This is a genomic window from Tindallia californiensis (assembly GCF_900107405.1).
In the GTDB taxonomy this organism is placed as follows: Bacteria; Bacillota; Clostridia; order Peptostreptococcales; family Tindalliaceae; genus Tindallia; species Tindallia californiensis.
In genome coordinates, this window is sequence record NZ_FNPV01000004.1 from 147,386 (window position 1) to 159,316 (window position 11,931).

10 protein-coding genes, 1 riboswitch and 1 other annotated feature (1 of these 12 running past the window's edge) are annotated in these 11,931 nt (G+C 40.0%); of the genes, 9 read left to right on the forward strand and 1 reads right to left on the reverse strand.

Translation table 11 applies throughout. The features are described 5' to 3' along the window. Positions 1-32: 32 nt before the first annotated feature. From panB to panF, 4 genes are all read left to right on the forward strand, one after another. On the forward strand, positions 33-866 hold the full coding sequence (gene panB / locus BLV55_RS06635) for a 3-methyl-2-oxobutanoate hydroxymethyltransferase (RefSeq protein ID WP_093312652.1): 834 nt from the start codon (positions 33-35) through the stop codon (positions 864-866). Between the two features lie 69 nt (positions 867-935). After that, positions 936-1,853: a ketopantoate reductase family protein gene (locus BLV55_RS06640; RefSeq protein WP_093312654.1), complete on the forward strand. Its 918-nt coding sequence runs from the start codon at positions 936-938 to the stop codon at positions 1,851-1,853. A 17-nt stretch (positions 1,854-1,870) separates the two neighbouring features. Then, positions 1,871-2,215 carry a YhdT family protein gene (locus BLV55_RS06645; RefSeq protein WP_093312656.1) on the forward strand — a complete coding sequence of 115 codons (345 nt, stop codon included), beginning with the start codon at positions 1,871-1,873 and terminating at the stop codon, positions 2,213-2,215. Positions 2,216-2,219: 4 nt separating this feature from the next. Continuing rightward, the gene (gene panF, locus BLV55_RS06650) at positions 2,220-3,716 is read left to right on the forward strand and encodes a sodium/pantothenate symporter (RefSeq protein ID WP_093312657.1); all 1,497 of its coding nucleotides are present in this window, start codon (positions 2,220-2,222) and stop codon (positions 3,714-3,716) included. A 30-nt stretch (positions 3,717-3,746) separates the two neighbouring features. Here panF and BLV55_RS06655 read toward each other — a convergent pair whose 3' ends face one another. Beyond that, complete coding sequence (locus BLV55_RS06655) at positions 3,747-4,427, reverse strand: phosphoribosylaminoimidazolesuccinocarboxamide synthase (protein ID WP_093312659.1); 681 nt, start codon at positions 4,425-4,427, stop codon at positions 3,747-3,749. A 166-nt stretch (positions 4,428-4,593) separates the two neighbouring features. Here BLV55_RS06655 and BLV55_RS06660 point away from each other — a divergent pair, with 166 nt between their 5' ends. The 5 genes from BLV55_RS06660 to BLV55_RS06680 all read left to right on the forward strand — a co-directional run bounded on the left by BLV55_RS06660 (position 4,594) and on the right by BLV55_RS06680 (position 11,867). Further along, positions 4,594-5,343 carry an exodeoxyribonuclease III gene (locus BLV55_RS06660; RefSeq protein WP_093312661.1) on the forward strand — a complete coding sequence of 250 codons (750 nt, stop codon included), beginning with the start codon at positions 4,594-4,596 and terminating at the stop codon, positions 5,341-5,343. 134 nt (positions 5,344-5,477) lie between these two features. Then, positions 5,478-5,660: riboswitch (Lysine riboswitch) on the forward strand. Between the two features lie 114 nt (positions 5,661-5,774). Continuing rightward, positions 5,775-7,031, forward strand: a complete 1,257-nt coding sequence (locus tag BLV55_RS06665) for an aspartate aminotransferase family protein (RefSeq protein WP_093312663.1) — start codon at positions 5,775-5,777, stop codon at positions 7,029-7,031. A gap of 162 nt (positions 7,032-7,193) precedes the next feature. Then, the gene (locus tag BLV55_RS06670; RefSeq protein WP_176968308.1) at positions 7,194-9,521 is read left to right on the forward strand and encodes a bifunctional diguanylate cyclase/phosphodiesterase; all 2,328 of its coding nucleotides are present in this window, start codon (positions 7,194-7,196) and stop codon (positions 9,519-9,521) included. Positions 9,522-9,646: 125 nt separating this feature from the next. Further along, positions 9,647-10,399: a SurA N-terminal domain-containing protein gene (locus BLV55_RS06675; RefSeq protein WP_176968309.1), complete on the forward strand. Its 753-nt coding sequence runs from the start codon at positions 9,647-9,649 to the stop codon at positions 10,397-10,399. A 280-nt stretch (positions 10,400-10,679) separates the two neighbouring features. Then, a complete protein-coding gene (locus BLV55_RS06680) occupies positions 10,680-11,867 on the forward strand; it encodes a M20 metallopeptidase family protein (protein ID WP_093312668.1) in 1,188 nt (395 codons plus the stop codon). A gap of 59 nt (positions 11,868-11,926) precedes the next feature. Beyond that, positions 11,927-11,931, forward strand: a binding site (T-box leader) (it continues 245 nt past the right edge of the window).

Genomic DNA, 11,931 nt, shown 5'->3' on the forward strand with positions numbered 1-11,931 from the left:
ATTAGTAAGAAAACAGAGAAAAGGGTGATTGTATGTCAAAAATAACAACACAAAAACTAAGAAGAATGAAAGAGGAAGGAGAAAAAATAAGCATGGTAACCGCCTATGATTATCCGACCTCCGTTCTTGCGAATCGGGCTGGCATAGATGTCGTACTAGTAGGTGACTCTTTGGCAATGACCATTCTTGGGGAAGAGAATACCGTTTCAATAGGAATGAAGGAAATGGTTTATCATATTAAACCAGTGGTTAAAGGCGCTCCTGATGCACTTGTTGTTGGAGATATGCCCTTTGGATCTTATCAAATATCTAAGAAAAAAGCTGTGAAGAATGCGGTTCAACTTATGAAGAAAGGTGGTTGTGATGCTGTTAAACTAGAAGGTGGCGCAGAAATGGCGGAGGTGGTGAAAGCCATTGTTGATGCCGGAATTCCTGTGATGGGCCATATTGGACTTACGCCTCAAACCGTATCCAAGCTGGGCGGTTTCAAAGTTCAGGGGAAATCCGTAGAAGCAGCGGAAGTTCTCTTGAAAGATGCACTGAAGTTGCAGGAAGCAGGAGCTTGGGGATTAGTGCTAGAAGCAATACCGGAAGAAGTAGGTAAGTTGATTACAAAAAAGAGTGATATACCAACGATAGGTATAGGCGCTGGTCGTTATTGTGATGGACAAGTCCTTGTGTTCCATGATATGTTTGGGCTTTTTCAACGTTTTGTTCCAAAATTTGTGAAGCAATATGGGCAATTAGGAGATCAAGTGGTAGATGGACTAGAAACCTTTAAAAAAGAAATTCAGGAAGGTCGTTTTCCAGCATCCCAGCATAAGTTTAGTGGAGTAGAGGAAGAAGAACTAACGCATTTGTATTAAAAGAGCCAAGTGTAAAACCAAATCTTATCAATAGATAATAGAAGATAGAGGAAAAGGAGGGGTAAAGCGTTGAAAATTTCTATTATAGGATCCGGTGCAATGGGATGTCTTTTTGGTTATTATCTCGTAAAGGCGAAGGCGGAGGTAACGCTGATTGATACCTGGCAGGAACATATTGAAGCCATCGATAAAAATGGATTAACCATCATGGATGGGGAGCATATCGATCACGTACACATAAAAGCTTTCTCAGAGGCTTACCAGCAGACAGAAAAAATGGATCTTATTATTATCTTCGTCAAGGCCTATGATACAAGAAATGCATTAGAAAAAAGTTTGCATCTAATAGGAGAGGATACTCGTATCATGACCTTGCAAAACGGTGTTGGGAACATAGAGGTTATCAGTGAGTTTGTCTCTAAAGAAAAGATTATTGGTGGAACCACTGCTCATGGTGCTATGCTAAAAGAAAAAGGAGTAGTGGTTCATGCAGGGAGAGGTAAGACCAGAATTGGTCGTATTGAAGGAGAAAATGGAAAAACAGAAGAGGCTATCCGTACACTCTTTAATGAGTCAAAAATAGATACAGATATTGAAAAGAATATTGACGGACTGATCTGGGATAAACTTCTGGTTAACGCAGGAATAAACGGCTTGACGGCAATCTTGAACATTGCAAATGGGAAGTTGTTGGAGAGAGAAGAAACAGAGATCTTAATGAAAAACTTGGTGATGGAAGCGATTAGCGTAGCTGAAAAAGCAAAGATACAGATATCTTATCCTGACCCATTACACCATGTGAAAGCCGTGGCGAAAGCTACGGGAAATAATAGATCCTCTATGTTACAGGACCTAAACCGAGGTAAAAAAACAGAAATTGAGTATATTAACGGTGCTATTGCAAGAAAAGGGAAAGAACTGGGAATTCCAACACCATATAATGATTTTTTACAGCAGTTGGTAAAAGCCAAAGAAAAGCTGTCGTGAGAAAAGGAGTGCCTTGCATGAAAAACGTAACTGAAAGCAAGATAGGAAAGGAAAAGTTTATAGAAGATCCACGTTATAAACAGTGCAACAAAGAAGCTTTAATGGGAGTAACATTGGGAATTCTAAACCTTATCTGGTGGTTTTTTTGGGGCTATGGATTAGGCTCTGGTCCGCCGGAGGAATATCGGTATATGATGGGTTTTCCTGCCTGGTTCTTTATGAGTTGCATCCTGGGAGCGGTGCTGTTTACAACCTTATCGATCATTATGGTGACAAAGTATTATAAAGAGATGCCTTTAGGTGCTATCAGTAAGGAAGAAGCCGCCGCGTTGAAGAAGGAGTTAGAACAATCTGGAGGGTAGAGTGATGGAAAATGTAAACTATAGTGTATTGCTGGCGTTAATAGGATATTTTGTGGTTGTATTTGGGATTGGATTTTACAGCCTTGGACATGTTTCAAAGGCCAGCAAAGGAATGTCGGAAGAGACTGGGGGATTTTTGACGGAGTACCTAGCTGGAAGTCGTGACCTGGGTGGTTTTGTTTTAGCAATGACCATGGTAGCTACATACCTGAGCGCCGGCAGTTTTATCGGTGGACCTGGAACGGCATATACTTTTGGATTGGGGTGGATTTTTCTTGCGATGAGCCAAATGCCTACAGGTTATTTTACGCTGTCTGTTTTAGGTAAAAAATTTGCTATCATTGCAAGAAAGATTGATGCTGTTACGGTGACGGATTTTCTTAGGGCCAGGTATCAAAGCAAATCCATTGTGATCCTGTCATCTTTGTCGATTATTTTTTTCTTTATTGCCGCTATGAGCGCACAATGGATTGGGGCAGCCCGATTAATCGAGGGATCCGTAGGAATAAGTTATCAGAACGCGCTTTTGTTTTTTGCAATCACCGTACTGATATACACAACCATCGGTGGTTTTCGAGCCGTTGCTCTGACGGATAGCCTGCAGGGGATTGTTATGACGCTTGGAACCATTACGCTTTTAATAGCGACGATTATAGCTGGTGGAGGTGTTGGTAACATTGTTCAGAGTATGTATGAAAAAAATCCCGGCCTGATTACACCTTATGGAACAGAAGAAGGATTTATGACGATGGCCTGGGTAACTTCCTTTTGGATTTTGGTAGGGTTTGCGATTGTAGGGCTTCCTCAGGTTGCAACCAGAGCAATGAGTTATAAAGATAGCAAAAGCCTAAAAAAGGGGATTATTTATGGGACGGTAGTATCTATGGTACTGCTGCTGGGGATGCATTTTGTAGGTGCTTTCGGCAGTGTGATTGTTCCGGGCATAGAGGCAGGAGATCTGGTGGTTCCTACTTTGACCACATCTTTGTTTCCAGGGGTGATAGCCGGTGTTATTCTGGCTGGTCCTTTGGCAGCCGTTATGTCTACCGTTGATTCTCAATTGTTGATTGTTGTTGGAGCCATGGTGAATGATCTTTATTCAAATTACATCAACCCCAAAGCCAAGAATAACTCCCGACTGACCGCAAAAGTAAGTTATGCAGCGACGTTGCTGATAGGAGTGGTTATCTTTATGGTTGCCTTTAATCCACCGCCATTGATGGTTTGGCTAAATTTGTATGCGAATGCTGGCCTGATCTCTACCTTTATTTGGACGGTACTCTTAGGGCTTTACTGGAAAAAAGCCAATGCACCAGGCGCTTTGGCTTCCATTATTGTCGGGACAGGTTCTTATGTTATATTCGATTATCTATGGGTAAGACCCTTTGGTTTGCATACGATTGTATTGCCACTACTGCTGTCACTCCTTGCTTTTGTAGCCGTAAGTCTATCAACAAAAGCACCTGATGAAGAAGTGATCAATACATTCTGGGGAATTTAAGTAGGTGAGTAATGTGAGAATGGAAACAGATTAAAGAGATAACATGATGTTTTCTAATTCGAAAGGTTCGACAGGCTTTCCTTCTCTGAAAACCCGCATGTTTCCGCCGGAAATTTCGTCAATTAAAAGAATCCTATCATCGGATTTTCCGAATTCGAATTTAATATCGTATAAGTCAAGGTCCTTTGTGGCCAACAAAGCCTTAACGAGAGAAGCGATTTCTTGCGTTAAGGCTTTTAATGTGGAAAAATCATCCTTTGAAAGAATTCCCAACATATCCAGCGCATCTTCAGAAATGGGTGGATCCTGTCTTTGATCATCTTTTAATGTCACTTCAACAAAAGCGTCTAAAGCGGCTCCTTCCTCAATATAATCGCCATATCGACGATGAAAACTACCAACAGCTCGGTAACGGCAAATCACTTCCAGACCTTTTCCGAAGGGTTTTGCAGGTTTAACAGTCATCGTAGCTGCTTCGGGATCTGCATCTACATAATGAGTAGGGATCCCCTTTGCCTTTAAATGTTCAAAGAAAAATGCTGTTAATCGAAGACCGGACTGGCCAGCACCTTTAACGGTAAGACCGATCTCGTTAGAGCCGGGATCGAAAACACCATCTTTTCCTGTCATATCATCTTTGAATTTCAATAAAAACATTCCATCAGGAAGCTTATAGACATTCTTGGTTTTACCAATATACATCAGTTCCATTAAAAATCTCCTTTCGATGCTATTTCTTCTATTATGCGATAAGCTCATAAAAATATCAATATCCATTAATGAAATCGAAAGCATCGGTGCCTTGTCAGAAATAAGGAGCCATGATAAGCTACAGAAAGATGAAAAAAGATGATAACAACTTTCTGGGAGGTTTAGCATGAAACTAATTTCATGGAATGTAAATGGGTTAAGAGCTTGTGTTAAAAAAGGGTTTATGGATTATTTTGACAGAGAAAAGGCGGATGTTTTCTGTGTCCAAGAAACGAAGTTACAGCCAGAACAGATAAGCCTGGAATTAGAAGGATACCATCAATTTTGGAATTCGGCCGAAAAAAAAGGATATTCAGGTACGGCTGTGTTTACAAAGACAGAGCCTTTGACGGTTCAATACGGTTTGGATATGGAAGCTTACGACGGGGAAGGTCGAGTGATTACCTTGGAGTATAACGACTACTATTTGGTGAATGTATATACACCGAACTCTCAACGGGAGCTAACCAGACTTGACTTCAGAATGGATTGGGAAAACGTCTTTCGGGAATACTTGAAATCGCTGGAAGCAAAAAAACCAGTCATTCTCTGTGGAGATTTGAATGTGGCACACCGGGAAATCGACTTGAAAAATCCAAAAACCAATCGAAGAAATGCTGGGTTTACGGACGAAGAAAGAGAGAAAATGACAACGCTTTTAAGCAGTGGTTTTATTGACACCTTCCGACACCTATACCCAGACTTAGAGGGAGCATACACCTGGTGGTCCTATATGCGACAGGCCAGAGAAAGAAATGCCGGCTGGAGAATCGACTATTTTCTCGTTTCAGAATCTCTGAAACAAAAGATAAAAAAAGCGGAAATTCACTCAGAGGTTATGGGAAGCGATCATTGTCCGGTATTACTGGAAATATAAGTAACATCTAAGGTATTCGTACAGAACAAATAATAGATTCTTACAGAACAAAAGTTGACAGAGCAGAAAGATTCCCCTATAATAATAATTGGATATGTGGTTGCATTTTGAAGTGACACAAAAAACTGAAATGAGTCATAAATAGAGGAGCAGTCATAGGGTAACCGGCGTATGTGAAAGAGGCACACATCTGATGATTCCGGTGAAGGCTTTGGCTGCCGAAAGAGGCCTATTGGTGTGCAAAGGGGATCTTGACAGTTTAGGACAGTCCTAGGCTGTTGTCATGCGATTTTTATGCATGGAGAGCTATTTATGTAATGAGGCATCATTACGTAAATAGCTTTTTTTATACCCGTAATTAGTTGATGCCGCAACGTGAACATGGTAACAAGCAGGCTTAAAAATCAGTGTAGAAGAAAGGTGGTTATTCCATGAACAGTGTACCAAAACTTAATCTGGAAGGTTCTATGAAATTATTTGAAGAAGCGAAGCAAATGTCTCCGGGGGGTCTTCTTGGGATTCGTCGTCCCTACAACTTTGTAGAAGGCGAATATCCTATTTTTATTGAGCGGGGATACGGTGGCCACATTGTAGATGTGGATGGTAACGATTATATTGACATGCTTTGTGGATATGGACCGATTATTTTGGGGTATAGAGAACCGGAAATCAATCAGGTAGTCATTGAACAAATGGAAAAAGGTTTCTGTTTTTCCTTAGTTCAGGAAGTTCAAAACACCTTGGCAGAAAGACTGGTTAAATTAATTCCGTCCGCGGAGATGGTCATTCTTGCGAAAACAGGCTCTGACGTAACAACGATGGCTGTAAGAGTAGCACGTGGTTTTAACGGTAAAACGAAAGTACTTCGTTGCGGATACCATGGATGGCATGATTGGTGCGTGGAAGTTCCTGGTGGAGTACCGGAAGAAATTCAGAACATGACCGTTGAGTTTCCTTATGGAGATTTGGATGCGTTGGAAGAAGCGCTTAAAAAACATGGAGATGATACAGCTTGTATTATGTTGACACCAGTAGGTCATCCGCTTTCAGCACCAGTGCAAGAACCACCGGCTGGGTACCTAGAAGGCGTTAGAGAACTGGCAGATAAATATGAGGTTGTTTTAATATTTGATGAAATCCGTACAGGCTTTCGAGTAGCAATGGGTGGAGCACAGGAACGTTACGGAGTAACTCCGGATCTTTCTACCTTTGGTAAGGCAATGGCGAACGGATACCCTATTAGTGCACTGGTAGGTAAAAAAGAGATTATGAAAGTCGTTGAAAAAGAAGTGTTCATTAGTTCCACCTTTTTCCCTAACAGCTTAGAAATGCATGCTTCTTTGAAATGCATCGATATTTTGGAAAGAGAAAACGTAATCGACAGCATTTGGAAACGTGGAGAAGACTTTTTTGCACAAATGGAAAAAATTGTTCAGGAATCTGATGTACCGGCGACAGCATCAGGTATTCCACCAATGCCTTATATTACCTTTGATAAGGTGGATGATCAGTACAAAGAAAGAAGAAAATTCTTTTACACAGAAACCATCCGGCGAGGGTTGTTTATTCAACCATACCATCATGGATATATCTGTCATCGACATACCGATCAAGATTTGAAAGATGCCTTGGGAGCTATGGAAGAGGCGCTTAAGCATACGCATAAAGTATATCCATATAAAAAATAGTCGATATAAAAAATAGTCGATCTGACCAAACAAAAGACCCCTATGCCTAAAAATGGTATTAGGGGTTTTATAATGGATCTTTTGCTGAAGTAAGCACTGTGGTAAAATGAAGTTGTTATTATTCCCTTTTATAAAAGCGAATCCATGGAAAAGGTGACATATATGAAATCAATCCGAGTTCAAATGCTGGTATATCTAATGATAGGTGCAGGCATCCTTTTTACAGGAATGCTTCTTTTTATCAATAACAAACTTGCTGATTTACCGGAAGTTATTACGGAGCAATACCAGGATGTAACCGAAGCCAGAGCCAACGAGCTGTCTCATGAACTTCGTGGCTATATGAAAATGTTACAAATGATTTCGCAGTCACCAGAAATAAAAAAAATGGATCAAGCAATCGTTAAAAGATATCTGCCTCACTTGGTGTTGCCTGAAATAATGCGAAATATGACCATTATATGGCCCGATGCTTCGGGTTGGAGTAGTGTGGATCAATGGGTGGACGTCAGAGATCAAGAACAGTATTTGAATATCATAGAAAAAGGCGAAGTGCAATGGATATCTCAACCATTTAAGAGTCCTTATATTGAAGAAGACTTGGTTATTATTATTTCCCACTCCATAAGAAATGAAAGGCAGCAGAACATAGGTATTGTTAATATGGTGGTACCGGTAGGTTTCATGAATCGCATTGTAGAAGACGTTCGTCTAGGAAGAGATACGCAGGCATGGATCATCAGTGAAGAAGGAAAGATCGTTTCCTTTTCCCCGGATGCCCGATACGAAGCGGCTGTAGGTCAGTCTTTAGATGAGTATAAAGATTTGACAGCAACCAATTTGTTTCAACAGCCTAGTGGGTATGTGGAGTATACAAGTTATGATGGTGAAGAAATGCTGATGTTCTTTCATGAAATTCTTCATTCACCAAACTGGTATTTTGGTATAGCGGTACCAGCGATAGAAATCTATGGAGAAGTGAAAAGTATTGCCAATGCTGTTTTAGCTATTCTATTATTTGGTTCTTTTCTCATTATCGTGTTTGCGTTTTTTTATGCACATAGCTTATCAAGGCCAATTTTAGCCTTGCAAAAAGTGTTTAGAGAAGCGGCATCGGGTAATTTGAACATCAGAGCTGATGAAACCACACCGAATGAACTGGGAGAAGCCGGTAAGAACTTTAACCAGATGATTAATAAAATACGAGCCCTTACGTATTATGACCCGACTACTAATTTGACAAACTATAATGGATTTATGCTGGAAGCGCCTCATATTATTGAGCGAATGAAAAGGGAAGATAAGCTTCCTTGCATTGCTATTATTTCTATTGACGGATTTAAGCGAATTAACAGCATCAGTGGATACGAATCAGGAAATCGGGTTTTGATGCATCTTGCCCGCCGATTAGAAAGCATGACTGATAGGGAAGAAATGGTAGCGCGTCACTTTGGGGACGAATTTATATTACTGATCGGTGCCAGCGGTGTTAAGGATATAGAAAAACGGGTTCGTCTGTTTTGGAAACACTGCAGTACTATTTTGCATTTGCAGGAACATGAATTTGTGTTAAAAACCAGCATCGGTGCAGCTTTTTGTGAACAGGGCATATCAACTGTAGAAGAAATCTTTAATCGTGCTACTTTAGCAAAACTTAGTATTAAGCAACAGGGTGGGAATGGATTTCAATTTTACAACAGAGATTTAGAAGTACAGATCATGGAAGAGCAAACGATTGAAAATCATTTACATCATGCCATTGAGCGAAAGGAATTTCGGTTGATGTATCAGCCTATTGTTAATGGAGAAAGAGGGACAATTGAAGCTTATGAGGCCTTGTTAAGGTGGAATCATCCGGCTCATATAAATCTGGGTGTTCAACAAATGATTCAGATTGCAGAGCAAAATGGGCAAATTCTGGAAATAGGGAAATGGGTACTAGAAGAAGCGTGCCGACAGAATCAACAATGGCGTAAAACGCTACAAAAACCTGATTTAGTGATATGTGTCAATGTATCAGCACTGCAGTTCGAACAACGCACCTTTACAAAAACCATAAGAGAAACGCTGAAAAAAACCGGACTTCCGGGACATTGCCTTGAGCTGGAGATTACAGAAAGAATTGCAATGACAGGAATGGAAGAAAAATTAGAAAAAATGAAAGAACTTAAGGAAATGGGAGTAAAAATGTCCATCGATGATTTTGGGACAGGCTATTCGTCTTTAGCTTATTTTACCCGCTATCCAATTGATACGCTGAAAATTGATAAATCTTTTATTAACAAAATGGTAGAAGATCAAGGAGCGGAAACAATTGTCAATACAATCATTAATATGGCACACTCTATGGAGATGAAAGCAGTAGCTGAAGGTGTTGAGACAAGAGAACAGATGGAGTACTTACTGAGTAAAAAATGCGACTTCTTACAGGGATATTACTTATCAAAACCGCTGGAGGCTGAGAGTGTGGACGGAAGCTTAAAAGATTAAAGAGTAGCATGGGTTAAACCCTGCTATCTTATCATAGACAGGCTTATTAGCTTCATTGAATCTTTACCTATTCTATGTTAAGATGATTTATGTGTGAATAAAGGATCGTTGAAAGGGGTAATGTTGTGAAGCAGAAGAAAAAAATTCTATTGTTGCTAACGCTGGTATTACTGTTGATTATTACAGCTTGTGTAAATTCTGAGGGAATCGATGAAGAAAGTGAAGAAACTCAGGAAGACCTTGGAGAAGTAGTGGCAATCGTTAATGGAGAAAATATTTACGAATTAGTTTTCCAAAGACAGGTTGATCGGTTGATTTCAGCCAATGAACAACAAGGGATGAGTTTTGAAGGCGAAGAAGGAGAAATGGTTAAAGCACAAATTGAAGATCAGGTAATGGACTATTTGCTTCAACAAGAAGTGTTGCTGCAGGAAGCCGGAAGTCGTCAGCTGAAAGCTTCTGAAGAAGAAATTGATGAAGAAATGAAAATGATAAGGGATCAGTTCGAGACAGAGGAAGCATACGAGCAGGCGTTGGAAGATAACCTGTTTACAGAAGAAGAGCTCCGAAATACGCTAAAAGCAGAGCTAACTATTGAAACACTCTTAGAAAGCGAAAGTCCGGAGATAGAGATAGATGAAGAAGAGATACAAGAATATTATAACTTCTATGAAATGCAGCACGAACAACAAATGGCTATGATTCAGCAAGAAGGAACAGAGCTTTCAGATGAAGAAATGGAAATGATGAAATTACCATCTTATGAAGAAATGGAAGAAGATCTACGTCAACAAATTATCATGCAAAAACAGCAAGAATACCACATGTTGTTGGTGGAAGAGTTGATGGAAAACAGCGAAATAGAAATATTAATTTAAGAAAACGCCCTACCAAGAGGGCGTTTTTACATGTAGAAAAACCCTTTCACTATGTTAAGAAGAAATCGTTGCAGCAAGCAGATGATTTTTGTAAGAGGAAAGGTGAGTTGTCAGGCAAGTTTGAATTTTGCTTGACATGAATCAGGAGATCAGCGTATGATAAATAGTAAGCCTTAATTCTAGAAATCCTACAAGAGATGGTTTCTATAGCTAACTTTCTTTCGGAAAGAATTGTGAAGCGAATGCAATAGGTAAAGAACTGAGGGAAAGAGGTGAAAGAATGTCAATAAAAGATACATTGAAAATAGAAATTGAACAGTTAACAGATGAATTGATACGCTTACGCAGAGATTTTCATCAACATCCTGAATTAGGTTTTGAAGAATACAGAACGGCAGGAATTGTATCAGACTATTTGCGAGAGCAGGGAATAGAGGTTGAAAGAGTAGCGGAAACAGGTGTTATTGGTATTTTGAGAGGGAAAAAAGACGGACCTGTGTTAATGCTTCGAGCAGATATGGATGCGCTTCCAATGGACGAAAAAGCGAAGGTATCATTTAAATCTGTCTATAAAGGTAAAATGCATGCTTGTGGCCATGACGGGCATACGGCAATGCTAATGGTAGCCGCAAAAATACTGGCAAAATACCGTGAAGAAATAAAAGGCACTATTAAATTTATTTTTCAGCCTAATGAAGAAGATGCCGGAGCAGCAATCATTATTGAGGAAGGTGTGATGGAAAATCCCAAAGTGGATGCCGCTTTAGGAATTCATTTATGGAGTCCCTTGTCTAGTGGGAAAGTAGGCATTACTGCCGGATCATTAATGGCTTCCAGCTACTATTTTTGGTTAACCATTAAAGGAAGAGGGGGGCATGGAGGGGCGCCTCATTTAGCGGTGGATCCTATTTTTTGTGGAAAAGAGATTATGAATGCATTACAATCTCTGCAGACCCGTGAACAAGATGTTTTGAAACCAACACTTATTAATTTTGGTCAATTTCATGCGGGAACAAATCCTATTATTATTTCTCAGCAAGCTGAATTAGCAGGATCTGTCCGATGCCTGCATAATGAAGATGCTCGTATCCGTCAGCGTTTTGAAGAAATTGTTGCTCATGTGTGCAGGATGTATGGAGCAGACTATGAGTTGACATTTAAGTGTGGAAATGAATTGCTGACGAATGACCTGGAAATGACAAATCTTATTAAACAAAGTGCAACAGAAGCTTTTGGAGAAGAAAGTCTTCAGGAAACGGATTTAACCGTGATGTTGGGGGAAGACTTTGCTTCCTTTGCTAATATGGTTCCGAGTGCTTTTTATTTTCTGGGAATTGGGAATAAAGAAAAGAAAACCGATATGCCGCATCATCATCCGGAATTCAAGTTAGATGAAGAAGTATTGGCTTTAGGTGTCGAGATGCATATTCGGGGAGCGATGGCCTATTTCGAAAAATTTCAGAGATAGCCGATAAAAAACCTTTGACAAGCAAGAAAAGTCTATGTATAATACTTTACAAATGAATAGAAAA

Coding starts and splice junctions, on each gene's coding strand:
- panB (WP_093312652.1), top strand. CDS start 33: ATGTCAAAAATAACAACACAAAAACTAAGAAGAATGAAAGAGGAAGGA.
- BLV55_RS06645 (WP_093312656.1), top strand. CDS start 1,871: ATGAAAAACGTAACTGAAAGCAAGATAGGAAAGGAAAAGTTTATAGAA.
- panF (WP_093312657.1), top strand. CDS start 2,220: ATGGAAAATGTAAACTATAGTGTATTGCTGGCGTTAATAGGATATTTT.
- BLV55_RS06655 (WP_093312659.1), bottom strand. CDS start 4,427: ATGGAACTGATGTATATTGGTAAAACCAAGAATGTCTATAAGCTTCCT.
- BLV55_RS06660 (WP_093312661.1), top strand. CDS start 4,594: ATGAAACTAATTTCATGGAATGTAAATGGGTTAAGAGCTTGTGTTAAA.
- BLV55_RS06665 (WP_093312663.1), top strand. CDS start 5,775: ATGAACAGTGTACCAAAACTTAATCTGGAAGGTTCTATGAAATTATTT.
- BLV55_RS06670 (WP_176968308.1), top strand. CDS start 7,194: ATGAAATCAATCCGAGTTCAAATGCTGGTATATCTAATGATAGGTGCA.
- BLV55_RS06680 (WP_093312668.1), top strand. CDS start 10,680: ATGTCAATAAAAGATACATTGAAAATAGAAATTGAACAGTTAACAGAT.